The organism is Megasphaera jansseni (assembly GCF_047974155.1).
In the GTDB taxonomy this organism is placed as follows: Bacteria; Bacillota; Negativicutes; order Veillonellales; family Megasphaeraceae; genus Megasphaera.
The window spans coordinates 48,360-73,614 of sequence record NZ_JBHYRR010000002.1 but is presented as its reverse complement, the minus strand read 5'-3'; the positions used below and the strand labels follow the sequence as shown (position 1 = coordinate 73,614).

Annotated in this window: 33 protein-coding genes and 1 tRNA gene; 32 read left to right on the top strand and 2 right to left on the bottom strand. The window is 51.6% G+C overall.

All coding sequences use genetic code 11. The features are described 5' to 3' along the window. The first annotated feature begins 10 nt into the window (after nucleotides 1-10). The 19 genes from ACE418_RS01165 to ACE418_RS01075 are packed head-to-tail and all read left to right on the top strand — an operon-like array spanning nucleotide 11 to nucleotide 15,307. Nucleotides 11-1,303 (top strand): phage portal protein, encoded by a 1,293-nt coding sequence (locus ACE418_RS01165; RefSeq protein ID WP_416448770.1) that lies wholly within the window; start codon nucleotides 11-13, stop codon nucleotides 1,301-1,303. Next, nucleotides 1,251-1,847 (top strand): HK97 family phage prohead protease, encoded by a 597-nt coding sequence (locus ACE418_RS01160; RefSeq protein WP_416448769.1) that lies wholly within the window; start codon nucleotides 1,251-1,253, stop codon nucleotides 1,845-1,847. The genes ACE418_RS01165 and ACE418_RS01160 overlap by 53 nt, the downstream gene beginning before the upstream one ends. A 10-nt stretch (nucleotides 1,848-1,857) precedes the next feature. After that, complete coding sequence (locus ACE418_RS01155; protein ID WP_416448768.1) at nucleotides 1,858-3,027, top strand: phage major capsid protein; 1,170 nt, start codon at nucleotides 1,858-1,860, stop codon at nucleotides 3,025-3,027. Between the two features lie 13 nt (nucleotides 3,028-3,040). After that, the gene (locus tag ACE418_RS01150; protein WP_416448766.1) at nucleotides 3,041-3,349 is read left to right on the top strand and encodes a head-tail connector protein; all 309 of its coding nucleotides are present in this window, start codon (nucleotides 3,041-3,043) and stop codon (nucleotides 3,347-3,349) included. Then, nucleotides 3,346-3,702: a phage head closure protein gene (locus ACE418_RS01145; RefSeq protein ID WP_416448765.1), complete on the top strand. Its 357-nt coding sequence runs from the start codon at nucleotides 3,346-3,348 to the stop codon at nucleotides 3,700-3,702. The genes ACE418_RS01150 and ACE418_RS01145 overlap by 4 nt, the downstream gene beginning before the upstream one ends. Further along, complete coding sequence (locus ACE418_RS01140) at nucleotides 3,692-4,108, top strand: HK97 gp10 family phage protein (RefSeq protein ID WP_302349186.1); 417 nt, start codon at nucleotides 3,692-3,694, stop codon at nucleotides 4,106-4,108. The genes ACE418_RS01145 and ACE418_RS01140 overlap by 11 nt, the downstream gene beginning before the upstream one ends. After that, on the top strand, nucleotides 4,101-4,598 hold the full coding sequence (locus ACE418_RS01135; protein ID WP_416448763.1) for a phage tail terminator family protein: 498 nt from the start codon (nucleotides 4,101-4,103) through the stop codon (nucleotides 4,596-4,598). Before ACE418_RS01140 ends, ACE418_RS01135 begins: the two co-directional genes overlap by 8 nt. A gap of 3 nt (nucleotides 4,599-4,601) precedes the next feature. Next, nucleotides 4,602-5,774 carry a phage tail sheath C-terminal domain-containing protein gene (locus ACE418_RS01130; protein ID WP_302349190.1) on the top strand — a complete coding sequence of 391 codons (1,173 nt, stop codon included), beginning with the start codon at nucleotides 4,602-4,604 and terminating at the stop codon, nucleotides 5,772-5,774. Between the two features lie 13 nt (nucleotides 5,775-5,787). Further along, nucleotides 5,788-6,222: a phage tail tube protein gene (locus ACE418_RS01125; protein WP_416448762.1), complete on the top strand. Its 435-nt coding sequence runs from the start codon at nucleotides 5,788-5,790 to the stop codon at nucleotides 6,220-6,222. 11 nt (nucleotides 6,223-6,233) lie between these two features. Further along, nucleotides 6,234-6,650 (top strand): phage tail assembly chaperone, encoded by a 417-nt coding sequence (locus tag ACE418_RS01120; RefSeq protein WP_416448760.1) that lies wholly within the window; start codon nucleotides 6,234-6,236, stop codon nucleotides 6,648-6,650. A gap of 26 nt (nucleotides 6,651-6,676) precedes the next feature. Then, nucleotides 6,677-6,835, top strand: coding sequence for a hypothetical protein (locus ACE418_RS01115; protein ID WP_278948177.1), 159 nt, complete (start codon nucleotides 6,677-6,679; stop codon nucleotides 6,833-6,835). A 2-nt stretch (nucleotides 6,836-6,837) separates the two neighbouring features. Beyond that, a complete protein-coding gene (locus ACE418_RS01110) occupies nucleotides 6,838-8,979 on the top strand; it encodes a phage tail tape measure protein (protein WP_416448759.1) in 2,142 nt (713 codons plus the stop codon). Then, entirely contained in the window at nucleotides 8,979-9,785 is an 807-nt protein-coding gene (locus ACE418_RS01105; RefSeq protein ID WP_416448757.1) for a hypothetical protein, read from the top strand. The genes ACE418_RS01110 and ACE418_RS01105 overlap by 1 nt, the downstream gene beginning before the upstream one ends. An 18-nt stretch (nucleotides 9,786-9,803) precedes the next feature. Further along, nucleotides 9,804-11,822: an XkdQ/YqbQ family protein gene (locus ACE418_RS01100; protein ID WP_416448756.1), complete on the top strand. Its 2,019-nt coding sequence runs from the start codon at nucleotides 9,804-9,806 to the stop codon at nucleotides 11,820-11,822. Between the two features lie 5 nt (nucleotides 11,823-11,827). After that, nucleotides 11,828-12,232, top strand: a complete 405-nt coding sequence (locus ACE418_RS01095) for a DUF2577 family protein (protein ID WP_416448754.1) — start codon at nucleotides 11,828-11,830, stop codon at nucleotides 12,230-12,232. Between the two features lie 28 nt (nucleotides 12,233-12,260). Next, nucleotides 12,261-12,695 (top strand): DUF2634 domain-containing protein, encoded by a 435-nt coding sequence (locus ACE418_RS01090; protein ID WP_416448753.1) that lies wholly within the window; start codon nucleotides 12,261-12,263, stop codon nucleotides 12,693-12,695. Between the two features lie 3 nt (nucleotides 12,696-12,698). Next, entirely contained in the window at nucleotides 12,699-13,757 is a 1,059-nt protein-coding gene (locus tag ACE418_RS01085) for a baseplate J/gp47 family protein (protein ID WP_416448751.1), read from the top strand. Further along, the gene (locus ACE418_RS01080; RefSeq protein ID WP_416448750.1) at nucleotides 13,750-14,295 is read left to right on the top strand and encodes a putative phage tail protein; all 546 of its coding nucleotides are present in this window, start codon (nucleotides 13,750-13,752) and stop codon (nucleotides 14,293-14,295) included. The genes ACE418_RS01085 and ACE418_RS01080 overlap by 8 nt, the downstream gene beginning before the upstream one ends. Beyond that, nucleotides 14,288-15,307: a gp53-like domain-containing protein gene (locus tag ACE418_RS01075; protein ID WP_416448749.1), complete on the top strand. Its 1,020-nt coding sequence runs from the start codon at nucleotides 14,288-14,290 to the stop codon at nucleotides 15,305-15,307. The genes ACE418_RS01080 and ACE418_RS01075 overlap by 8 nt, the downstream gene beginning before the upstream one ends. Nucleotides 15,308-16,766: 1,459 nt before the next feature. Here the strand turns inward: ACE418_RS01075 and ACE418_RS01070 are convergent. Then, nucleotides 16,767-17,375: a tyrosine-type recombinase/integrase gene (locus tag ACE418_RS01070; RefSeq protein WP_416448747.1), complete on the bottom strand. Its 609-nt coding sequence runs from the start codon at nucleotides 17,373-17,375 to the stop codon at nucleotides 16,767-16,769. Between the two features lie 454 nt (nucleotides 17,376-17,829). On the opposite strand from ACE418_RS01070, the gene ACE418_RS01065 reads away from it, so the two are divergent. The 11 genes from ACE418_RS01065 to ACE418_RS01015 all read left to right on the top strand — a co-directional run bounded on the left by ACE418_RS01065 (nucleotide 17,830) and on the right by ACE418_RS01015 (nucleotide 22,487). Continuing rightward, on the top strand, nucleotides 17,830-18,276 hold the full coding sequence (locus ACE418_RS01065; protein ID WP_416448746.1) for a hypothetical protein: 447 nt from the start codon (nucleotides 17,830-17,832) through the stop codon (nucleotides 18,274-18,276). After that, complete coding sequence (locus tag ACE418_RS01060; RefSeq protein ID WP_416448745.1) at nucleotides 18,273-18,440, top strand: hypothetical protein; 168 nt, start codon at nucleotides 18,273-18,275, stop codon at nucleotides 18,438-18,440. The genes ACE418_RS01065 and ACE418_RS01060 overlap by 4 nt, the downstream gene beginning before the upstream one ends. Next, on the top strand, nucleotides 18,440-18,694 hold the full coding sequence (locus tag ACE418_RS01055; protein WP_302349453.1) for a hypothetical protein: 255 nt from the start codon (nucleotides 18,440-18,442) through the stop codon (nucleotides 18,692-18,694). Before ACE418_RS01060 ends, ACE418_RS01055 begins: the two co-directional genes overlap by 1 nt. Before the next feature lies 1 nt (nucleotide 18,695). After that, nucleotides 18,696-19,010, top strand: coding sequence for a hypothetical protein (locus ACE418_RS01050; protein WP_416448743.1), 315 nt, complete (start codon nucleotides 18,696-18,698; stop codon nucleotides 19,008-19,010). A gap of 9 nt (nucleotides 19,011-19,019) precedes the next feature. Continuing rightward, a complete protein-coding gene (locus tag ACE418_RS01045; RefSeq protein WP_416448742.1) occupies nucleotides 19,020-19,346 on the top strand; it encodes a hypothetical protein in 327 nt (108 codons plus the stop codon). Further along, nucleotides 19,343-20,356: a hyaluronate lyase N-terminal domain-containing protein gene (locus tag ACE418_RS01040; RefSeq protein ID WP_416448741.1), complete on the top strand. Its 1,014-nt coding sequence runs from the start codon at nucleotides 19,343-19,345 to the stop codon at nucleotides 20,354-20,356. The genes ACE418_RS01045 and ACE418_RS01040 overlap by 4 nt, the downstream gene beginning before the upstream one ends. Before the next feature lie 15 nt (nucleotides 20,357-20,371). After that, a complete protein-coding gene (locus ACE418_RS01035; RefSeq protein ID WP_416448739.1) occupies nucleotides 20,372-21,025 on the top strand; it encodes a hyaluronate lyase N-terminal domain-containing protein in 654 nt (217 codons plus the stop codon). 30 nt (nucleotides 21,026-21,055) lie between these two features. Further along, on the top strand, nucleotides 21,056-21,274 hold the full coding sequence (locus ACE418_RS01030; protein WP_416448738.1) for a crAss001_48 related protein: 219 nt from the start codon (nucleotides 21,056-21,058) through the stop codon (nucleotides 21,272-21,274). Between the two features lie 54 nt (nucleotides 21,275-21,328). Beyond that, nucleotides 21,329-21,523, top strand: a complete 195-nt coding sequence (locus ACE418_RS01025) for a hypothetical protein (RefSeq protein WP_416448737.1) — start codon at nucleotides 21,329-21,331, stop codon at nucleotides 21,521-21,523. Continuing rightward, nucleotides 21,507-22,064: an N-acetylmuramoyl-L-alanine amidase family protein gene (locus ACE418_RS01020; protein ID WP_416448736.1), complete on the top strand. Its 558-nt coding sequence runs from the start codon at nucleotides 21,507-21,509 to the stop codon at nucleotides 22,062-22,064. Before ACE418_RS01025 ends, ACE418_RS01020 begins: the two co-directional genes overlap by 17 nt. Before the next feature lie 138 nt (nucleotides 22,065-22,202). Continuing rightward, nucleotides 22,203-22,487 (top strand): hypothetical protein, encoded by a 285-nt coding sequence (locus ACE418_RS01015; RefSeq protein ID WP_416448735.1) that lies wholly within the window; start codon nucleotides 22,203-22,205, stop codon nucleotides 22,485-22,487. A 211-nt stretch (nucleotides 22,488-22,698) separates the two neighbouring features. Here ACE418_RS01015 and ACE418_RS01010 read toward each other — a convergent pair. After that, nucleotides 22,699-22,774, bottom strand: a tRNA-Lys gene (locus ACE418_RS01010). 213 nt (nucleotides 22,775-22,987) lie between these two features. Here ACE418_RS01010 and ACE418_RS01005 point away from each other — a divergent pair. Both ACE418_RS01005 and ACE418_RS01000 read left to right on the top strand, forming a co-directional pair. Continuing rightward, nucleotides 22,988-24,451: a leucyl aminopeptidase gene (locus ACE418_RS01005; protein WP_416448734.1), complete on the top strand. Its 1,464-nt coding sequence runs from the start codon at nucleotides 22,988-22,990 to the stop codon at nucleotides 24,449-24,451. Beyond that, nucleotides 24,441-25,253 (top strand): PHP domain-containing protein, encoded by an 813-nt coding sequence (locus ACE418_RS01000; RefSeq protein WP_416448733.1) that lies wholly within the window; start codon nucleotides 24,441-24,443, stop codon nucleotides 25,251-25,253. The genes ACE418_RS01005 and ACE418_RS01000 overlap by 11 nt, the downstream gene beginning before the upstream one ends. Nucleotides 25,254-25,255: the final 2 nt, after the last annotated feature.

The window sequence follows — 25,255 nt, the reverse complement described above, 5'->3', positions numbered from 1 at the left end:
AGGTGAGACGATGCAATTACGCAGTATATTCCAGAAAATTTTCGGATCCGAAAAAAGTTATGCCGGCGCCGGACTGTTGAAACTGCTCAACAGCTACAACAACGTGTATACGCCGTGGGACGGCAATGCCTACGACGACTCGACCGTCCGGGACTGCATCGACACCATCGCCAGGCACTTCGGCAAGATGCGGATACGGCATATCCGCCGGAGTGACGGGAAAATCGTAGAGACGGTACAAGACAAGCTTAATTACCTGCTGAGTACCAAGCCCAATGAGTTCATGACCAGCAGTGAGTTCCTGGAGAAATTCATTGCTCAGTATTACAGCTACAACAACGCCTTCATTTATATCCAGCGCGATGCAAATGGGGGCGTTATTGCGTTATGGCCGTTGGATTTCTCCATGGTGGAACTGCTACAGAAGGGCAGTGACATCTTTTGCCGGTTTACCTTCGGCGGCGGGAAGCGGACGACCGTGCCGTATACCGACATCGTGCATGTCCGCCGGCACTACAACCGGGACGACTTTTTCGGCGACGATAATTGCCGGGTCATCAAAGAGGACTTGACGACGCTTCGGGCCTGCAAGGCATCTATCATCAACGCCGTGAAAAACTTCGGCGCCTTGCGAGGCATCATCAAGTGGGCGCAGGTATTGCGGCCGGAAGACGAAAAGGCGGCCTGGCAGCGCTTTGTAGAAACGTACGCTTCGGGTAAAAATGGCAGCGGTATCGGGTCACTCGATAAAAAAGCCGATTTCCAGCAGATCAACACGACTGTTACGACGTTTGATGCCAACCAGATGCAATACACGAAAGAAACCATCTATGAGCACTACGGGCTGAATGCGAACATCGTCAAAGGCAATTACAAGGAAGACGAATACATTGCCTTCTACGAGTCGGTGCTTGAACCGGTCGCCGTGAAGCTGTCCCAGGAGCTGACGGACAAGCTCTTTACTGAGCGGGAACAGGGATGGGGCAACGAGGTCATCATGGAAACGAACCGGCTCAGTTATATGAGTGTCGCATCTAAAATCAAGGTCTGCCAGGCCTTGACGCCTATCGGCTGCATTACAATCAACGAAGTCCGTGAAATGTTCGGTTATGCCGGCGTAGAAGGCGGCGACAAGCGGCAGGTTAGCTTGAATTACGTCAATGCTGACGATCAAAGTTTGTACCAGACCGGGAAAAACGGCGACAGTAGCAGTGATGATAATGACGACGATACGGAAGGAGGTGACGACGATGCAGGAACGAGTAAAACGAATCATGACGATAAGGGCGGCACTGCCAAATGATGATGCGGCCGACGACGGCAGAATGATCGTCGAAGGTTATGCAGCCGTCTTCAACAGCCCTACGGTACTATGGAAATCGAGCTGGTCGGGCATAACCTATATGGAACAGATTGACCCCAATGCCTTCGCGGAAACGAAGATGGACGACACCATTTTTAATTACAATCACGGCGACATGGCATTAGTCCTGGCAAGTGCAAAAAATAAGACATTGACCATGGAAACCGATGCCAAGGGGCTAAAAATACGGGCTGAAATCGCCGATACGACAATCGGCCGGGATATTTACACGCTCATCAAGCGGGGCGACCTGGACAAAATGAGTTTTGCGTTTGACATTACCAGCCAGACCATCGAAGAAGACAACGAAGAAAATACGCACTTGCGCACCATAACAGGCATCGGGAATCTGTATGACGTCTCCGTTGTCAATTTCCCGGCCTATGATGATACATCCATCATGGCCAGGGAAAAAAATTATTTTGAAGAGCGGGAGGCGAAGTTAAGGGAACGCCGTCACCGCCTGGAATTGCTCACATTATAGGAGGAAAAACATGAACAGATTAGCAGAAATCCGCAAGAGAAAAGCCGAAATCAGACAGATGCTCCAGGACGATACGCAGCAGAATATTGACCTTGACGCACTGGAAAAGGAATTGCGAGCCTTGAACGAAGAAGAAACAGAGCTGGAACGCCGCCAGGATATGGCAAATAACATCAATACGGGAGAAACGACAGCAACCGTCATCGACGCCCCGCAGGCACCGGCAAAACGCGCCGAAAATATGTATGATTCTGTTGAATATCGCAACGCGTTTATGCGCTATGTAACCCGGAACGAAGCCATTCCGGCCGAGTTCCGCAGCGATGCTAATACGACGACCGAAGACATCGGTGCTGTCGTACCGCCGGTCACACTCAATAAGATCGTCGAAAAAATCGAAGCCTATGGCATGATTTTGCCGCTTGTAACCCGCACGGCCTATAAAACAGGCATGAACATCCCTGTTGCATCGGTCAAACCGGTAGCCAGCTGGGTAGCCGAAGGCGCTGGCAGTGACAAGCAGAAAGAAAACCTCGATGCGTCTATCACCTTCGGTCATTTTAAACTCCGTTGTGCCGTCAGCGTATCCCTGGAAGTCGACAACATGGCACTGTCGGCCTTTGAAACGCGCCTGGTAGCATCTATCTCCGAAGCCATGGCCAAAGCCATCGAACAGGCCATCTTGACCGGCACAGGCAAGGGACAGCCGACGGGCATCCTGAAAGATACGACGAAAGGCGAAAGCATCGCCGTCAAAGCCATCGACTACAAGACGCTTGTTAGCGCAGAAGCGGCTTTGCCCATGGAATACGAAAACGGCGCCGTCTGGGTCATGAGCAAAAAGACGTTTATGGAATTTGTCGGCATGACGGACACCAACGGCCAGCCGATTGCCCGCGTCAACTATGGCATGGGCGGCACACCGGAACGGACCTTGCTCGGCCGCCGCGTCGTACTCACAAACTATCTGCCGGCATACGCCAGCACACTCAAGACGACGGACGTATTTGCCATGCTCTACGATTTCAGCGACTACACGCTTAACACGAACTTCGAGGTAGGCATGAAAGTATATGAAGACAACGACACCGACGACATTGTCCGCAAGAGCATCATGGTCTGCGACGGCAAGCCGATTCTGAGCGCATCCCTTGTCAAACTGACCGGGTCCGCCGCGTAGGAGGTGACGCGAGATGGTAGAGCTGACAGATTTGAAAGAATATCTGCGCATTGATGCAGATATTACCGAGGACGATGTGTTGATTACATCGCTCGGGGAAGCCGCCGTCTCGTACCTCGAACAGACGACGGGAAAAGCCTACAACGATGAAAGCGCCTTGATGCGGATGGCCGTTTGTCAGCTGGTTTTGCTGTGGTACGAAAACCGCACGCCCTTTACGACTAAGACCAACGTCAACGACCTGCCAAACAGCCTGAACGCTATCATCAAGCATATTGCCCTGGCGCAGGCGTACCCGAGTAAGGAGGATGTGGCGACATGATAAACATGGACGAAATCGGCCTGCTCAATCGTCGCATCCGCCTCTTACAGTACGTAGAGACCGAAGACGAGTATGGATTAACGCACCAAGAGCTGAAAGACGCCATTGGTCATCCCATATGGGCCAGGATAGAACCGGCACGGGGAAAGACGTACTATGAACAGATGCGCGACAAGGTCGAATTGATTACGAAAATAACCATCCGCTATAGGCCAGGAATTGATGAAAACATGCTGGTCCAGGACGGAAAGAAAACGTATAAAATAACCTCTGTCGTAGATCCATACGAAGCTCACATCAAACTTGAACTCATGTGCAACCTCAAGAAAGCAGGTGAATCCGGTGACGATTGACGAATTTAACGCCAAGTTAGACCAGTTTGCCAAGGAATACCCGGCCGACGCCAGCGATGCCCTGCAAAAAGGGGCGCGCAAAATGGTGCGGGAATTAAAAGCAGCCACGCCGATTGGGCGTACGAATCACAGGAAAAAACTGGCGAAAAGCTGGAAAATCAAAATGAAAGACCGCTATGGCCGGGCACCGGAAGCGGATATAAGGAACGCCGCCCCGCACTACCACCTAGTAGAAAGAGGCGTACAGAATCCGAAAGATCCGCACGGGCAGCCAAAGCCAGAATGGAAAGCATCCCTTAATAAACACGTCGGATTTACCGAAAAGGCCGTACAAAGCAACTGGCCCAAGGTAAAAGAAAGCATGTCCAAGACGTTCTACAAAAAGGTGCGTGATCATTTTGGCTGAGATTGTCCGCCAGGCCGACGTGCTGAAACATATCATCGCCATGCTGACGGCAGAATTTAAATGCAAGGTTTACGCCGACGAAGTCCGCGAAGACTTCCGGAAACCTTGTTTTTTTATTGCCGCCACGTCGGTCATGACGCCGAAGACGATGAGCTGGATGCAGAAAGAATTGACCGTACGCCTGGTGTATTACCCTAAAGACGCAGAAAAGAACGAAATCACCTACATGGACGTAGTGGACCGGGTACAGATGCTTTTCCCTGTCGGCATACAGACCAGTGACCGCTTCCTGAAAATCGAGTCCATCGAAGACGACCGCGTCGGCGAAGAAGACGACATCTTGGCTATGACGATCGTCATCCCGTACATCGAACGGACCAACATCAACCAGGGCAGCGGTGACATGATGGAAGAGGTCAACATGAACGTCATCGACAGCAAAGAAAATAAATTCCCGGACACCATCACTAAAGAAGAAACAGGAGGATAAGCAATGGCAAAATTAGGTATGCCCTCGATTAACATCTCATTCATCGAAGCGGGCATCGAAGCGATTAACCGAAGCCAGCGCGGCATTGTAGCCCTGCTGCTGGAAGAACCGCAAGCAACGATCACCAACTTGCTGAAAGACCATGAAGTCACGAGCGGGGAAACGACAACGACGGTCAAGGCCATCAAGAACCCCTTTACCGTCTATACGACCGACGACATCCCGAGCGAATTGACCGAAGAAAATAAAGACTATATCACCAAGACCCTCATCGGCTATGTCAAAGCGCCGTACCGGGTCAAAGTCTATCTCATGGCACAGGACGAAACGGCAGACTCCAAAGAGGATAAGTTTGCCAACGCCCTGAAAGGACTGGCTACGGACCGCTGGGACTATCTGGCTATTCCGACCATTACGACGGCCCAGTGCGAAAGCGTCGCAACATGGATGAAGACCAACCGCGACAACAAACATAAGCGCTCGAAAGTCATCCTGCCAGGCTATGCCGGGGACTATGAAGGCATCATCAATTTCTCCAATACGACCATCGTCACGGCCAGCAAGACCTATACCGGCGCTCAGTACATCCCGCGTATTGCCGGGCTGATTGCCGGTACGCCGCTGACCATTTCGGCCACTTATGCGCCGCTGTCGGAAGTCATCGACTGCGACAAATACACGCTCGATGAAAACGATGAAAAAGTCAACAAAGGCGAACTCTTCGTATGGTACGACGGCGAAAAGTTCAAGATGTCCCGCGCCATGAACAGCCTTGTCACGACAACCCAGGGCAAACAGGAAGCCTATCAGACTATCAAGAGCGTGGACATTATGGACGCCATCTATGACGACCTGCGCAAGACCACGGAAGACTCGTACATTGGCAAATATACAAACGATTACGACAACAAGCAGATTCTGATTACGGCCATCTACGGCTATTTCAAAGAATTGGAAGACGGCCGGCTGCTGGAAAAAGGCTACTCGAACGTAGACATCGACGTGGAAGCGGTCAAGAACTACCAGCTCCAGCACGGCTTATACACCAAAGAACAGCTGGCCGACATGGATGATCTGACCATCAAGAAGCTGGACACGAAAAAGAAAGTGTTCTTGACGGCTAACATTAAGATCCTCGACGCTATGGAAGATTTCGATTTCCCCATCAATATTTAGGAGGTGACGCGCAATGGATTCGATGAAAGCACAACAGGTTATGTCCGGCACCGAAGGCGAACTGTGGATTGACGGCACCCAAATGGCCCAGGTAGAGCAGTTCAAGGCCGAAGTTAACCTCAATAAGCAGGAAGTCAAACAGGTCAAGAAGCGCAGTAAGCAGTATAAGGTCACGGGCTGGGAAGGTAAAGGATCGCTCAAAATGAATCACGTATCGTCGTTTTTTATCGACAAAATGAGCGACAACATCAAAGAAGGGCATCAGACCGTATGCACGATTATCGGGAAATTGTCCGACCCGGATGCTATCGGCGACGAACGGGTCGTCATCTATGACGCAACGTTCGACAAGCTGACGTTGATGGACTGGGAAGCCCAGAAGCTGACCGAAGACAGCTACGATTTTACCTTCACTGACTTTGACATCCTCGATTCGGCGAGTGAATAAGGAGAGAAACAATGAATTTAGCAGATGCATTACTGGCAGCAGATGCCGGAAAAATAACCAAGAAAGAGCATAAGTCGTATGAAGTGAAGCGGCTGTCGGCTATCCTGGGCGAGCCCTTTGTTTTAGATCTTCGACAGATTCCGAATAAACGGGTACGCGAAATACAGGACGATAGCATGAAAATTGAAGGCGGGAAAACATCGGTCGACCAGTACAAGTTGACCATGGGCCTGCTCTGCGACGGCATTGCAAACAAAGATTTTGACAACCGCGACGTACTGAAACACTACGGGGCAGCTACGAGAAAAGACCTGTTCGACACGCTTTTCAACGCCGGCGAAATCCAGGACATTGCCAATATCGTCAGCGAGCTGTGCGGCTTTGACAGCAAAAAGACGGAAGAGCAGGTTGACGCTGTAAAAAACTAATCAGCTCTGACGGAGAGGTGCAGGAAATGTTCTGGCATTACGTCAGGCATAACCTGCGTCCGTCAGACTACTATGCAGCAGGGCCAGGGGAACGCATCGTTTTGCGGGCCTTCATGCTCAAAGAAATCGAAGAAGAAAAACGGATGAAGAAAGAAATTGAAGACAAGACGAAGGGAGGGCGCTGACCGTGGCAGAAATTATTGACGTCGTTATGAGATTGACCGATAACGTGACCGATGGGCTACGAAGAATACGTAGCGAAATGGAACAGACGTCTAAAGCCAACCAGAGCATGGGGCGGAACCTGAACAGTATCGGCAAGGGCGTCGGCAACCTGGCCAGCAGTATGATGCCATTGGCCGCCGGCATCGCCGGGGCCGGGGCGATTGGCGTCAAGACCTTCATGGACTTCGATTCTGTCATCACCGGGGCTGGCGTTAAAGCCGGGGCCACGTCCGAAGAGATGCAGAAGATGAAAGACGCCGCGGCCCAGATGGGGGCCAAATTCCCGACGACGGCCCGCGAGGTCGCCGAAGGCATGGACCGTCTGGCAGCAGGCGGCTTTGATGCAGAACAGACCATCGGGGCCATGCCGGGCATCATCGAAGCATCTATCGCATCGGGCGAAGACATGGCGACGACATCCGACGTCGTCACGTCAGCCCTGTCTATCTGGAACATGAAAAACGGCGACATCGCCGCCAGTACGACCCACGTAGCCGACGTCGTCCAGGCCGCTGCCAATGCCTCTAAATTAGGCATGGCAGACTTTGGGCTGGCTATGCAGTATGCCGGCGCCCCGGCCGCGGCCCTGGGCATCAACATCGAAGAACTGGGCACAGCTATGGGCATCATGAGCAATAACGGCATCGAGGCATCGACTATCGGGACATCGTTACGAGCGACATTATCACGACTGGCGGACCCGCCCAAGGCAACCGCCGACGCGTTTAACCAACTGGGTATATCCATGTCTGACCTACAAAAAAGAGACGGCAGCTTTATCGGGTTGACTGGAGCCGTCGACTTACTGCGCAGTAAGATGGCAGGATTGAGCGACACTCAGCAAGTGGCGATTGCCAAAGCCATAGCTGGCGAAGACGCTTACAGCGGCTTGCTGGCATTGATTAGGACCAGCCCGGAAGCATATAAGCAAATGTCTGACGCAATTACAAATAGCGCCGGCAGTTCCCACGAAGCGTACTTGAAAATGCAGGATACCTTAAAAGGGTCCGTCGATGCTCTGAAAAGCTCTCTGGAGGCTCTGGGCATCTCTTTCGGGTCGGCATTGGCACCGAGTATACGCAGTGCAGCGGCGGCGCTCAAAACCGTAGCTGACGCATTTACCAATATGTCGCCAGAGGCGAAACAGGTAGTTATCCACATTGGCGAAGCAGTTGTAGCCTTTACCGCCATGACTTTTGCGACGTCTAAGGTGTTAGGTGTTGCTGGCTCTGTCATCACGACATACGGCCAGATAGGCCGTGTTTTAGCTGGGCATACGATACGTAATAAAGCTTTGCAGTATGCAGTGCTCGGTGTAGCTAAGGCTTTACCGATTTTGCGGGCAGGTATTATCAGCGTAGCCAGCGGATTCCGCTTTGTTTTAGCGGCCATGGGTCCTGCTGGCATTGCTTTTATGGCTATAGGAACTATCGCCGCGTATGTCATCGCAAACTGGGAGACATTCGGGCCGATTGTCAGAAACATTTGGCAGGGCGTCGTAGAAACATTTATATGGGCGTACAACGGGATAGCTGGAGCCATTGATAGCCTTATCCAGACGGTCAGCAGCATCATCGATTATATTAGTGGGACATTTTCCAGCGCCTGGGATGCCTCCTGGAATGCCATTGTATCGTCGTTTAGCAGTATATTTGGCAGTATCCAGAGCATAGCCAGTGGCATCATCGATGGCGTGAAATCAGCCATCAATGCTGTCATTGATGGCATCAATTCTATCAACGTCGATATTCCGGACTGGGTCCCTGGCGTCGGTGGGAAACACATTGGGTTTAATATTTCCCATTTGTACACTGGCACGACAGACTGGACCGGCGGCCCGGCCGTCATCAATGACCGGTACGGCGGCGAAATCGTTGACCTGCCAAGTGGTACACGCGTCATCCCGCACGATCAGAGCATCAACCAGGCGTACAACATGGGCCGCGCAGGAAGCGGCACTGGCGGTGCCAAAATCACAATCAACATTGGTACGGCCAACATGGGCAGTAACCAGGATATCAGGATGACCGCACGGAAGCTGGCGGAACAAATCTTATTCGAGCTCGAAACACGGGCTATCAATCAAAACGTGGGGGCGATTTAATGGCAGATTTTTTAAACTATTTAGATTCGCTGGCCACGGTTTTCGGCGGCGATGGATTCGGCGGCGAAGAAATCCTGTTTACCCTGTCTTGTGGCTTCGACAGCGTCACGTTCCCGGTCAACCCGTCGAGCTATGCGATAAAGAACCCACGCAACAACTCGATACTGACTATCAACGCCCTGGGCGAAATGAACATGCTGGGGAAAGCCGGCTTGCGGACCCTGGAGATTTCTTCCTTTTTCCCGGCCGAGGCATACGGCTGGGAAGTGTCGTATCCGTCGCAAGACCCATACGGCTATGTGTCGACGATTAAAGGCTTCCAGGACGAAGCGGAGCCGTGCAGCCTGACCGTATCCGGGACGGACGTCAGCATGAAATGCAGTATTGAAGATTTTACGTACGGTGAAAAGGACGGAACCGGCGACGTGTACTTTTCCCTGTCCTTGAAAGAGTATCGGGATTTTCCGCCGGCTACACAGCTACAGGCGGACACGGCAAACGGTACGGGTATCATTACCAGCGATTATAGCAAGTTCAGTAGTAAGACCTATGCCAGCGGCCTGTACCCAAGGACGTCGGTAGAACAGTTTGAAAAACAAGTGACGGCCATGCCGAAACAGATGGACCGTATCGATATGGCAGCCAAAGCCGTCCGGCGGACTGTAGGGATTGCCAGGCAGAGCATACGGCGCGTCAAGATGGCCAAGGCACTGCTAAAAGGCGGACCCATAAAAGGCGGGACGGTCATGCACGTCCTCAAAGCCGGCGTCCGCTATAAAGATGGCAAGTGGCTGACAAAATGGTAATGCAGCGGAGGTGATAACGTGGGACTGCAAGTATTTTATTCCGACCCGCCACAGACAGAAGCGGAAAAGAAAGCCGCCGAAGAGGACAAAAAGAACGGCAAGAGCGTAGCAGACCCCGTCTCTATGCTGGACATTACGAACTACATACCTAGTGTCGAATGGAGCGGGGACCTGGACAGCGCCGCCCGCAAGATTACTTTTAAAATTGCCTACAATACGGCCGCCAACGACAGTACCTTCCAGGCGGTACTACTCAAGCTGGGCGGCTTCATTTATGCCTACTATGACGGCCAGCAGATTTTCAGCGGCCGGATCTTCTACGTCAAGCGCAACACGAACGACTATACCTTTGATTATGTCGCTTACGATGACATGATCTTTTTAGCCAAGTCGCAGGTCTATCTAAAATTCAGCGACGTCGCCATCACAGACGTCATCAAACAGACATGCGCCGAAATCGGCATCCCTGTCGCCGACGACATCCCGAAGATGGATGCCAAAGTATCTTTTATCGCTGACGGCAAGAGCTGTACAGAAGTCTTCCAGATGCTCAAAGGAGAGTCGCGGAAAAAGACGCTGTCGAAAACGACGACCGGCACCGGAACACACGGAGCCTATGAAGGCAACAAGTTTTGCGTGGCCATCATCGACGCAGCGCGTCAAAACGGCATCGACCCGCATATCGCCCTGGGCATGGCGGCACGGGAAACGGGCGGCGACGACATCAACAATATCTATATGGACCGACAGAACGGCGGTCTGATGCAGATAACGGAAGGAACCGCCGCCGACTATGGCGTCGACTCCCTGTATCCGAAATGGCGGACAAGCTACAAGCAGAACGCCCAAGCTGGCATGTACATCCTCAAGCGCAAAATAGACGAACAAAACGGAGATGTATGGGAAGGCGTCCGGGCCTACAATGGCGCCGGACCAGCGGCCGAACGATACAAAGAACTCGTCCGAAGCAATTCCCAGACCATCCCGCAAGACACGGGCGACGGCGATACCACAACCAGTCAGACAAACGAAGAGACGACCGGCGGCGGTGGCGAATTTGCCGTATACTGCAAACTGGATAAGGTGGAAGTCGTGCAGAAAGGAACGCTGGCGACGAATGACATTTTGTCAGACGACGTACAGATTGAGCACACCGAACACAGCCAGAGCATCGAAGACATGATTAACCGGGTCAAATCTGTGGACGACGTCGGAAATATCTGCCAGGTCTACAGCATCGAGGACGACATGACCCATTACGGGACACTCCAGGCCGTCTATAAGATGCAGAACCCCAAGGACCAGCAGACCGATAACGTCGCCGCAGCCAAAGCGCAGTTGAAGCGGATAAAAGAAGAATCAAGCCTGTCCGGCCTGGGCAATATCAACTGTATCAGCGGTTTTTGCGTGACTGTCCAGGAACAGCAGCTAAAAGGAAAGTTTTACATCAAGGCCGACACGCATAAGTTCGAGCATAACATGCATACTATGAACCTGACGCTGGAATACATGCCGGCTAATCCGGAAACGCCGACGATCAAAGTTGAAAACCTGGCGACACCGGTATTCAAGTCGAGCGGCAGCCACAAGACATCTGGGACCGCCGCCGATACCAATATCGACATGTCGAGTGTCGGCCAGAACGTCGATACCGGATGCCAAGCCCTGTACAATGCTCAAGGCGATTATGTCCCGAACGGCTGTGTATACCGATTGACTCAAGCAGGGTCATACTGGTCGCCTTTCCTCAAAGGAGAGTACGACAAAGGGACCATGGGCGTCGGGACGCTCTACCAGGACGCACAGAGTGCCGGCCTAAGCGTCATTGCGTATGACGAAAGCCAGCTGGAAAAGGGCGACACCATCGTCTACCGGGAAGCAGATGACTCCGATTGGGCCCACGTCGGCGCCTACGACGGAGAAGGCGGCGTCTGGCATAACAGTTCAACCGCAACAGAATGGCACCACCAGCAAGGCAGTACGTCCATGGGCCGTAGCGAATATCCGGCATATATTATCAAGACATCGAAAGGATGACCGTCATGAAGAACACGAACGACCCATACAAAGGGATATTAGCGCTTATGGCGGCCATGGCACTGCGCATGGGAATCCAGACCGGCGCTGCCCTTGGTGTCGTCATCAGCGGGCCGCCGGATATAAAAGTCGGCTACAATGGCATGACGCTGACGAAAGAACAGCTGTTGGTAGATGAATACTGGATTCCGGGACACGTACGGCATGTCGTCGGGGCTACTAGTTTTGCTGGCGGCGGGTCCGGGGATGCGGCATATGAAAGCCATAACCATCCGATAGACAATGACGAAGAGTTGACCGACACTTGGGCACCAGGCGACAGGGTAGGTCTTATACCGCTTTACTCCAAGGAAGACCCAAGGGGCGGGCAGAAATTCCTGGTCTTAGGGAAATTCCGTTACTTAGATTAGAGGTGATAACATGCCGACTAACCCGTTTATGACAGCCGGGACGACATCGTCCTTGACGCCGTCGTCAGCCCTGACAGACCGGGATGATTTGCCAGAGTTCAAAGAGCTGGCTTGGGACTTCGAGCATAATAAATTTATTTATAACAGCGATGGGACGCATAAAGTGCTGACCCAAAACGAGGCCATAAAAGTGTGGATCCGTAAGGCACTCCTAGTAGAGCGATACCGTTACCGGGCCTATTTTGATGACTACGGAATGGAGCTGGAACGATTCGTAGGGAAAACGCCGAATGACGGCATATCTCAGACGCTACTTTTCCAGTACATCAAAGAAGGACTGCTGGTAAATCCCTACATCAAGCGGGTGACAGCCGCCGGCGTAACCAGGATCAAGAAAAAGATCATCATGAAATTGTCCGTCACGACGATATATGGAAAAGCCGAAATAGAAACGGAGGTGTAAGCCGTGGCCTTTGAAATCAAGACCCAGGATAGGGTACTACAAGAGCTAAAGAACGCATATGAAAACCTATACGGCGGCTCGCTGTCCGACGTTTCCGGCACCTTTGTCGGCGACAACCTGGCAGCCAATGCCGTAGAATTTGAAAAAGCCTACATCGAAATGAATTTGATGATGGAAGCGGCCTTTGCAGAAACATCATGGGGCGAATATCTAACCATGAGAGCCGCTGAACATGGCATTGACCGCAAAGACGCTGTACAGGCCCAGGGAACTGTCACCGTAACCGGCAACGGCGTCGTCCCTGTAGGATCCCTGTTTGCTACAGAAAGCGGGATTACTTTTGAAGCAGTCAAATCGGTGACAATCGAAAAAAGTGGCGATGTACCTGTCCGTGCCGTAGATGCCGGCACATCGGGCAACGTTGCGGCCAAGACAATCACGAAGATCCCCGTAACTATCGCCGGTATATCGTCCGTCATCAATAACGACGCGACGTACGACGGCTATAATGCCGAATCAGACGAATCACTGTTGAACCGGCTGTATCTGCATGTCCGGAACCCCATCACGTCGGGCAATGCGAACCATTACAGAGAATGGGCGCTGTCTGTCGGCGGCGTAGGGACGGCAAAAGTCGTGCCGCTGTGGAACGGCAATGGGACAGTAAAAGTCATCATCGCCGACAGCGACAATAACCAGGCTTCGGAGGCCCTGATTAAAAAAACAGCGGACTACATCGAGACAGTACGCCCCATCGGCGCGACTGTAACCGTAGTGACACCGAGCATCAAAGAATTTTCCGTATCCGCGAACGTCGTAGTAGTCAAAGGCTGGGAAAGTATGTATGCAGACAAGCTAAGGAGTGCGATTGCCAATTACATGCAAAACGAAGCCTTTACCGACGGGAAAGTTTCCCTGGCAAAAATCGGGAAAGCCATGTTAGATAGCGGAACGATTTCCGATTATAACAAATTGCTCCTGGACGGAAGCAATGCGAATATCACACTGACCACGGAACAGCTTCCGAGGCTTAAAGATTTGACGGTGACAGCCGATGAATAATTTTATCAGAGATGACATAGTCGATTTATGTAAATATTTGCCTGCGTTTCTGACAAAAGACCCGGAATTTGCGGCTAAATTAAAAGCAGAATCATCGGCTCATGATGATGCGCGGAAAACGCTCATTGACTTGTTTGAGCAGTTCTTTGTATCTACGGCGACGTGGGGCCTGGAAAACTGGGAACGCTTTCTTGCATTGCCTCATGACAAAGCGGACAGCGACGAGAAGCGGCGCGCCCGGATACTGATTTCACTGCGCGGGCCGAGTACGACAACACTGGAAAACGTGCGGAATATCGTACAATCGTACGGCACCGGCTCCGTGGAAGAGCACAATGACAAGTATTATTTCATCATATTCACGACCGAAGCCGATGCCGAGACACTGAACGAAATGCGGCGAAAAATAGAAGTCTATAAACCGGCTCATTTAGACTGCTATGTGTATCTTGGCTGGTCCTGGAATGGCAAAATAAATTTTGACGGTAAATATACATACGGAACAAACACAGAAGAATGGAGTGGAAACAATGGCTGATTACTTAGAAAAATGGAAGACAGATTTCCCGGAAACAATCAATAACCAGACGCGACCGACAGAAGGGATTGACAATTCGCTGGCATATAACACGGACGGATTCCCGCAGCGTATTACGAATGACCCGGTACACGCAAAATTGGAAAATGACATGGCCAGCCAGCTTTTTTCAAACGACGAACGCTTAAAAGAGATGTCCGACGCAGTAAGTAAGAATCTGGACGCCCACAATAGAAACGCCGACGCCCATGCGAACGGAATCAGCGGGAAAAGCACGGGACTCAAGACAGGAAGGAATTTAAAAGTCAACCTGGCAAGTCCATATAGTGCCGTATTTGATGGTACAGCAGACGTGACTGGTATCGGTGTAAGCGGCATACTCCCGGTAGCCAATGGCGGAACGGGGAAAAGCAATTTAGGGGAAGTAAACGTAGGCAGCGCAAACAAATTAGCCACGCCCCGCAGAATCAACGTATCGGGCACGGGCTTGACCGGCACGGCACAGAACTTCGACGGGTCCGGCAATATCACGATACCGATTACCCTGGTCAACTCCCTGCTCGCCATGGCAGGCGTCACCCCAGCCGCCGATAAACTGCCGTACTTTACAGGTGCCTCGTCGGCCAACCTGACGGCACTGTCTGCCTTTGCCCGGACCATCCTCGACGACACCAGCGCCGAAGCCGTCCGCAATACCATCGCGGCCAATGCCGCTACATGTGGTGGCATCGTGGCACAGAGTTTAACATCTAACGGGTACTGCAAATGGGCGAACGGCTTTATTATACAGTGGGGAAACCTTAACGTAGGAACTACGGATACTAAAGTATCGCTGCCAATCAACTTTAGCAATGATGCATATAGAGTCACAGTTACATCCACCTGGAACGCTGACGCCATTGGAAGTATAATAACAGAAGAATTTCATAATACTGGCGAGAAAACAACATCTGCATTTTATATTAGAGCAAACTACTCGAATGCCATGGATTGGATAGCCATCGGATATTAAACAGTGGGGATACATTGAACAAAATGTGTCGCCAGTCACAGTAATGCTACCACTTTCATGCTCAATGATTTTATCCATAGCGGGTAATGACTATAACAACGCTCATAATGATGCAATTATTTCTTTTATCCCTGTAGATGGGACTAAATTTACGGCGGAGGGGGTACGCCCAACGCAAGGAAACATACAATGTGTGTATTGCCGATGGATTGCCATATGTATATAAACAGTGCAGTGCTTAATACCCGATTATTATTAAATATCCCCATTCACTTTGTGGATTTTTGCTCGAATTATAGATAGTAACAGTACTATTATCCTTAGGTACAGCTCCATACGAACGCTGGGCTTGACCAGAATCTATGCCGGCTAAGCTTAATATTGCATTCGGCATAGAAATTGGTAATGTGATTGTTCCGCTATACATATGTACCCACTGTTTATGCGCACAGTATCAGCCAGTGGTAATCTGTGCCATTTTTGCTTACCGTTTGCGGGCTACCGGTGTATTGCGGCCAAAAAATTAATTGGCTATCAACATAATCAACACCGGCAAAAGTTCCGCCGGTGTTCCACTTAAGCCCGCGGTCAACAACCACCCCAGCAAAATAGGTGTTAAATGCGATTGTAGGCGTTATCACTTGTCCGTTGGGGTTATTGTTATACCTGACTTCTCCCCACTGTTGAACAGTGGGTAGTTACTGGAAATGACCCCGGACAAAACGGCGGAGCTATTGAGACGCTTCCGGTTGCTTTTACGACAGACCCATTTTTAGTGGTAGCTAACGCTACGATGCTACTGGCCAATGATACTACCGGGGTTAGTGCCGGTGGGGATAAAACCAGTGTGTGGGCAGATTCATCAACGTCTAATTATATATATCCATACAAAATTTTAGCAATCGGTATTTAACAATAACATGCGCATCAAATTAAAATCCGATAGCTATAAAACGCAGTTGGAGTATCCCGACCGCAAACAGTGAAAAAACAAACTCTTCATTCACGCTATCCCGATAATCAATACATAAAATTCAGGATTTCCCGAATCGCTCACAACTGTCAAGCTAGTGCTGCCAACCCTGTGAACTTGAAGCTTGGCTATTCGGCCATGATATACCGACTCCGAATTGTCTAAATGCGTAACGAACGCGCATAAAGCAGTTTGTATGGACATCGGGTACGTAAAAGTATATTCATATCCCTGGCCATATCCCCACTGTATACCGAGTCGGAAATGATTAAACAGATAACTCGAATACCAGCTGTTATCAATGATTTTTGTATAATTGAGAATCGCAAAAGTAGCAAAATGAGCGCCTATCCGCATCAAGAAAAACTCAGATAGACGTTGATTTTGCTATTTTTATGAGTAGCAATAGTAACAGCGATAGAGCTGCATAGCAGACGTATTTTATGCAAACACTGGCGGCTCGTATAGTATCGCATTAGTAACAAATTATTTGAGCAGCTCGATGCATTTACGGAGCTGTCGTAGCCCTTTATGCGTGTAGACACGCTCCGTCACATCACCGCCAGCATGACCAAGGATGCGGCGTTTTGCCGTCTCGTTCGCGCCGGCATTATCAAGCAGTGTTGCGACCGTGTGCCGGCAATCGTGCGTAGTATGGCCGTCAGCGCGGATGAGATGCATAACCGACCGCCATACCGTGCAGTACCGGCCATAGTTGTACGGCCGTCCCGTCGTATCGCAGATAAGCGCATCGCCTGGCCTGGTCATACGTGACTCGATAAGTGGGGCAATGCGATGGTGTATCGGTATGATGCGGATACCGGCCGCCGTCTTGCTCTTTGTGATGCGGATATAGCGCTGGCGCAGGTGCACGTCAGATTTTTTTAGATCTAACATCTCGCCACAGCGCATCCCAGTGTAGAGCAGGATAAGGACCGTATCGACGCCGGGGCAGTCTACGGCCGCCCATAGCCGGTTGATTTTCTGCCGGCTAAAGGTGTGATGAGGCCGGACCGGACGATTTCGGCCGATGGAGAGTAGCGGCGCGTAGGATTTCGTGATGATCTCCGTTTTCAGCGCGTACTTTTCGAGCAAAGAGATAAGCGAGCGCACCTTTTTTAACGACGAGTACGAGAGGCCGCGCCGCTTCATGCCGTCCAGGATGCGCTGATAGTCCGTATAACGAAGCTTTGCAACCGGCTCGTAATGTAAATCGGACAAATGCCGAAAAGCGTTTCTATAGCTGTCCAGCGATGATTGTGATGGCCCTGTATCGGCGATATGAGCCGGGAGCCAGCGATGGTACAGCTCGATTAATATGATTTGATGCCCAGGGAGGGAGTGACGACGATGAATTTTGTTATAATCCGCTGCAAAAATTTCCGCTTCTACTTGCGTCGCAAAGTATGCAACCGGGCGTTGCCGCCCCTCTTTCGATATTACAAAAACAAACGGCCGCCGCCGGCGTCCGCTCAAATGCTTGATAGACCCATAGCCATTAGGCTTTCTCATTTTTACCACCTCATAATCTTTTTAGGGAGATGATAGCATGAATACCCAGCACTATGTAGCCGGCTTTAATGCGTCCGGCCGCCGCGTCGTCACGATTTTATGCGAATATGATCCGACGGACCCGTCAAGTGAAGCTCTGCTGAAAGCGGACAAGGAAAAAGCGGCTAAATTAGCCAGTGATGCCACGGTCATTGAGCTGATTGACCAGGCAACATTTGAACAGTATATGAGTAACTGTGTTCGTGACATGTCGACCGGTAAACCTATCCCATACGTAGCACCGGAGCCAACCGCAGAAGAAAAAGCTGCGGCAGAAAAAGCCAAGCTGGCTAGCGAATATGAAGCTAATAAAAACGAAATGCTGACCGCCTTGCAGTCTGCTACCCTGGCAGGTAATACGGATGCCGTAGCCAGCATCCAGCAAGACTATAAAGATATGACAGCGGCCTATAAAGAAGCCGTGGAAGGAGTGACGACAGCATGAGCTTTTGGAAAAAGAAAAAGTATTGTACGTATTGCGGCAGTGAGCTGAAAAGCGATGGCACTTGCCCGAACAAAGACTGCATCGCCTATGTAGCGCCGAAGACCGACACAACCGCCAGCGATGCCAATACGACGGCGAAACCCGACACGAATGGGGGCACGTGATGGACTCGCTGGTACAGATGACTGGCGTCATCGTCGGAATACTGAGCCTATGCGGCGTCATCTTTAATTATGCCGTCATCAAACCCCTGTCGTCGTCCATCCAGGAACTCCGAGAGCTCATCGAGAGCACGCAAGAATACATCAGGGGCGTCGAAGAGAAGCGGCAGAATATGGCTGAACGACTTGCAAAAGTCGAAGCGTCGGCCGCATCGGCGCATCACCGGCTGGACGACTTGCAAGAAAGGGTGAAATGATATGCTGAAAATCATCGGCAACAACATCTACCATATTCGCGGCGATACGGACAGTTTTGATGTGGATTTGACGCAGGAAGACGGCTCGGACATCGGACCTTATACCGCGGTTTTTAGCGTCAAGAAAAAAATCACCGACGATGCGTATGTCTTCCAGGCTTCTGTTCAAGATGGTATCGTGTCGCTGACCCATGACATGACGGCCAATCTAGAAGCCGGTGACTATGTATGGGACATCGAGGTTCGGACCCAGGGCGGCGGAGTGCAGACCGTCGGGCCGGGCCTATTCCGGGTCATCGCAGACGTAACGAGGTGATTAGATAAAATGGCAACATTAAAAGCACAGTTGAGCAGCGGAGGCGGTATTTCCGGTAAATTCGCCCGCCGTGGTGAACGCGGCTATAGTGCCTATGACGTGGCTGTACAAAACGGCTACACGGGTACAGAGGCCGAATTTGCGGCGGCGTTAACGCATCTGGAGTATCTGCCATTTGACAGCCGCTTCCACTTTCCTAACATCGGTGATGTGAACGTGCTGTACGGCGATACGACAGCTAATAAATTGTATCGCTACGACCCGGACGACGGGAAATACTACTGCGTCGGGTCCGATTATAATGACATTATTGCAATTGATGGAGGGCACGCATGAGCGAACAAACATTAAAAGTGAAAACCTTATACCTGCGTAACGATGCGGCCGCTACATGGGTCGAAAAGAACCCGGTACTGGCGAAAGGCGAACCGGGCGTTGAAGTCGACACAGGGAAATTTAAACTGGGCGACGGCGTTACCAGCTGGGTCGGCCTGCATTATGCCGGGGTCCTGGTAAGCGCCAGTGAGCAGAACGGCTATATCCAAATCGACGGCGTCGACACGCTGGTCTATCGCCTGCCCATCGGCGGGGCGTCCATCGGCGGCGTAAAGACCGCTGCCGGGACCGGAAAAGTATCGATTGCGGCCGATGGGACCATGAGCGTCTCCAATGTGGCCAGCGCGGACAAACTGTCTGCGTCTCGGACTATTGCCATCGCCGGGGACGCCACCGGTTCGGCAACCTTTGACGGCTCGGCTGGAACGAGTATCACCGTCGCCCTGGTCGCATCGGGCGTCAAAGCCGGCACGTACAGCAAAGTGACGGTCGATGCTAAAGGGCGCGTCACCGCCGGCAGTAATCTGACGACGGCAGACGTCGGCGGCGTCGGCACAGCCGCCACAAAAAATGTCGGCACGGCAGCTGGTCAGATTCCAATTCTCGATGCCAACGGCAAATTGAGTGAAAGCGTCATCCCGGCTATCGCCATCTCAGAGCCCCACACCGTCGCCAGCGAAACGGAAATGCTGGCCTTGACGGCCCAGGAAGGTGACATCGCTATCCGCACCGACGGCACGGGCACCTGGATTTTAAAACAGGCACCGGCGTCGACCCTGGCCAACTGGGTACAACTCAAAGCGCCAACGGACGTTGTCACCAGCGTCAACGGCAAAACAGGAAACGTCGTCTTGAGTACAGCTGATGTCTCCGAGGGGGGGACTAATTTGTACTATACCCAGGCGCGATTTGTGGCCGCTTTCAAATCGTCGAAATCGACAGACCTGGCCGACTCGGCCGACCTCATCCGTAACAGTGACACGCTTATCCTGGATTGTGGCAATGCGTAAAAGGAGTGACGGACCATGGCCAAAACCGTAAAAGCACAGCTCAAGTGCCGGCATGACACGGCGGCCAACTGGACCGCCAAGAACCCCGTACTGCTGGACGGCGAGCTTGGGGTAGAGACCGACACGACCTTTTTCAAAATTGGGGACGGCGCCACAGCCTGGAAGTCGCTGAAATACGTCACGTCTAAAAGCGCCGTCTATGATAGCGTAGGCCGGCGCATCGATACCAGCTATCTACTGTTATCCGGTGGTACACTATCAGGGAATCTGACGGCGCCATCTTTTCAAACAGGGAGCGGCGCGGCAAACTATTTCCAATGCCGGAAATTCCGTGGTGAGGGAAATGCCGATACATACTATCATGCAATCGATTTCGGGTACGCAGGGCATGACCAGGTGGATTTCTATGAATACGGCGGTGTTTGGAACTTTTGGAAGAACACCTCATCGGCAAAAGGCGGAACATTAGTAGGGAGTATACAATCAGACGGATTCCACGGCGACGTGATAGGTGATTTGACGGGGACTGCCAGCAAAGCGATAGCTGACGCCAGTGGGAACAACATCGCCAGCACGTACGCCAAGAAAGAATACGTCGCCCAGGCCATCAAAGAGGCGCTGGCCGCGGCTACTATTACGTATGACGGCAAAGTAACTTACAAGGGGTAGAACTATCGTAGAGAAAGAGGCGAAAGAAGCATGAAAGACTACATTTATAGAATGGTGGATGAACGTTGTGAATTAAGCGAAAAGTGGGTTAAATTAGAAGAATACTTGAATAAACACTCTAGTGATCTTGATGCCACAGAACGATACTTAATGACAGAGCAATCAGAAGTGATGGACAAATATAAGCATATTCTAAGCGCTCGTATTGTCCATGCTTTGCAGAAAGAAGAACAAAAGGAAAATGAATGATGAACACACTATGGAAAGCCGCAGAGCTGTCTTTTTAATTGAAGGGTGATGCTTATGATTGATAAGATTAACGTGGTAGATTTGACGGTCATTATCGGCCTTGTAGTAGCGCTGATTCTGGCCATTTTTTATGAGCAGAATGAACTAGCTATGTCCATCGCAAGCGGCCTGCTCGGTTATATTGGCGGCAATATCAAGACCGCCGCCACTACAAAGAAAGGAGATAATAGTAATGAAAGTATACATTAACCCAGGTCACGATTTAGATTATGACAGCGGAGCAATCAACCCCAACAGTGGACTGCGTGAGTGCGACGTAGCCGCAAAAATTGGCGCCGCAGTAAAAAAATATTTAGAAGCGGCTGGCTGTGAATGCCGGCTTTTACAGTCGGATAATTTATACTACGACAGCAGTTACGACGATCGCCCCGTCGCTGTTTGCGCAGATGCCAATGCATGGCCGGCAGACGTCTTTGTAAGTATACATTGTAATGCTGCTAACGGGCAGGCACGCGGCACAGAAGTCGAATGTTACAGTTGCATGAGTGACGGTGGAAACCTGGCTCAGTGCATCCAAAGTCAAATTATTGATGCCCTGGGTACAGTAGACCGCGGCGTAAAAGAAATGCCTGGGCTTATCGTCTTAAAACATACCGATATGCCGGCCGTACTCGTAGAAACTGCTTTTATCGACAATGACGATGACGCCGACTTGCTCGTCAACCAATGGGATGACTTCGCACGAGCTATCGCCCGCGGCGTCACCGATTACGAATGCAGCTTACAGTAATCCAGGAGGTGATCATTTATCTTTCGTGCGACGAAAGGGGATGATTAACTTTCTAGTATACACTTTTTATTTTTATATTTTCGGACTGGCCGGACAGAGCCGGACATAGGCATGTCCGGCCAAATTGGAGGGAAAACTATGAGTAAATGGACTGAAGTACGTGATGGTATGTTGGCAGCTCTTGATACGAGCGATGTAGTAGAATCCGCGAAACAGCAGATCATTGAAAGTTTGAGTAATGAAGGGATGACCGCGCTTGAATCCGTAGCGGATAAGTTTGTGACACAGGTACAGGCGCAGGCCGCGTCCGAAACTGGCTGGAATGCTATCCGTGACAAATTTGTTTTGCCGCTCCTGATCAACGGCACGATTTGGGCAGTTAAGTTTGTACTGAGCAAGAGCACCACATCCACAAACGCATAACCTATATAAAACTATAATAATGTAGCAGCCCCTGGTAGTACGCACTGCGATTGTATGCAGATTGCCGAGCCCAGGGGCTATTTTTTATTTATATAATGATTAAATAATGGAGTGATATGTGGCGGGGTCAAAATGGGGTCAAAGACACCATATCTTTTGGGGTCATACGAAAATAGCCACCGCATAAATGCGATGGCTATCAGCTTTGTTATGGTGGACCATCAGGGGCTCGAACCCTGGACACCCTGATTAAGAGTCAGGTGCTCTTCCAGCTGAGCTAATGGTCCATGTTTTGTTGTTCTTTGTACTCGCTGTTTCCTGAGCACATGTAATATAATACACTAAAGCTATGAGAAATGCAAGTGTTTTTTTAAGAAAATTTACAGAATCTTGAATTCCCCTCGATTCTTGATTTTGGCGACATGGCGAATGTATAATGAAAGAAGTGATATGTTACAAAAACTACTTGTTTGTCTATAGATGGAAAGTGAGCGATGTGTATGATTACTTATAATGGCAATGGCGGCATGGACACCGTCGCTGTCGGCCTGAATGAACGGGGGTCGACGCTGTGCCAGCTGCCGGAAGGGGATGTCCAGCTCATCCGGGCCTATGCCGGGCAGCATCCGGAGATCTTGCAGCATACGTCCCTTCATGTCTTCCACTGCCTGTCTGATGGCCGGGCCAAGACGTATTTCCTAATCGGCCTGGAAGGGAAGCCCATCCGCTACTCGACGTATGAAGATTTCCGCATGGCCCGGCGCCTCATGGCAGCGGCCATGGCAGAAGGCGTCAGTGAACTGGCGGTCTTGGCCGATACCCTGGATATGGATCTGGGGTCCCTCATCGACGGCCTGTTGTACCGTAATTATGAATTCAACCACTATAAACGCAAAGCCAAGAGCCGGACGATTCAGAATATCAACATCCTGACCCACAGCCTGCGGCCTAAGGAATTCAACTCCATGTGTTATATGTATACGTCCATCTATGAAGGCATCTACGCGGCGCGGGACCTGGTCAATATGCCGTCCAATGATTTGACGCCGCGCAAATTCGCCGATATCGTCGGGGGCATGCTCAAAAGCGACAACATCCTCATCGAGAACCTCAATAAATGGACCCTGGAAAAGCGCCATATGGGCGGCATCGTCGCCGTCGGCAAGGGCAGCATGAATCCGCCCCAGCTCCTGTCCATTGCCTATCAGGGCGATCCCAACAGCCGCGAAGTCCTGGGCATCGTCGGCAAGGGCGTCACCTATGACAGCGGCGGCCTGTCCCTCAAGAGCCATGCCAACCTGGAATTCATGAAGGACGACATGGCCGGGGCAGCGGCGGCCGTCGGCGTCATGCGGGCCCTGATGCTTCTCAAATACCCTGTCAACGTCCTGGCCGTCATCCCGCTGGTCGAAAACATCCCGTCCGGCATGGCCTATCACGTCGACGACATCCTGACCATGTATAACGGCAAGACCGTCGAAGTCAAGAATACGGATGCCGAAGGGCGGCTCATCCTGGCCGATGCCCTGACCTATGCCCAGGAAAAGGGGGCGACGCGCCTCATCGATCTGGCGACCTTGACCGGTGCCTGCGTGACGGCCCTGGGGACGGTGCGGACCGGCATGATCGGCAACGACCAGGAATGGATGAACCGCTTCTTCAGCGCCGCGACGGAAGTCCACGAAAAGATATGGCAGCTGCCGGCTGATGAAGAATATGAAAAGCTGTTGGAAAGCGACGTCGCCGATTTGAAGAATGTCGGCGGCCCCGAAGCGGGTGCCATCACGGCAGGCCTCTTCCTCAAGCAGTTCGTCCACGATGGCACGCCGTGGATCCACTTGGACATCGCCGGCCCGGCATTCAATGAAAAAGCCGACGAAACGGGCCTCATCGGGGCGACCGGCGTCGGCATCAAGTCCATTCTTCATTTATTGCAGGGAGGCGTGGCGTCCAATGATCGTTGACTTACACATGCATACGAATTGTTCTGATGGTGTATATACACCGGAACAGCTGACCCAGATGGCCGTCGCTGCCGGGCTCAGCGTCATGGCCATTTCCGACCACGATACGGTAGCGGCCTATAACGGCAGCCATCGCTTCGCTCCTGGCATCCGCGTCATCCCGGCCATTGAAATCAGCTCGGAATGTGATGGCGAAGACGTCCATATCCTGGGATACGGCATCGATACCCAGAACCAGGGATTGCAGGACTACTGCGCGCAGTTTAAGGAACGGCGTTTCAACAGGGCCCTGGAAATCGTCGACCGCTGCCGCAGCTTAGGCTATGATATCGACCGCAGCGGCATCGAAGCGACGCTGCGCCAGGGCGGGACCGTCGGCCGGCCTCATATTGCCCGTCTGCTCGTGGCCAAAGGTTATTTCCCGGACGTCAAGACCGTCTTCGATAAACTGCTCTATCGCGGCGGTCCGGCTTACGTCCCCTATCACCGCCGCAGCATCGACGACTGCGCAGCCCTCATCCGCCAGGCCGGTGGTACGGCCATACTGGCTCATCCGGGCCTGCTCAAGCGGACGCTGGGCCAGGTACTGGCTCATGACTTTGACGGCGTCGAAGTCTATCATCCCAAGAACCGCGGCCGCTATGACGAATTCCTGGAACTGGCCCGGCAGCGTCACTGGTACGTCAGCGGCGGCTCGGATTTCCATGGCACGACAGGCCGTTTCCCGGAAAAGGTCGGCGTCTTTACGGTCGATGCCAAGGCGGTAAAGGCCCTATTGGATCATGTTGAGGAAAAGGCTTAGGA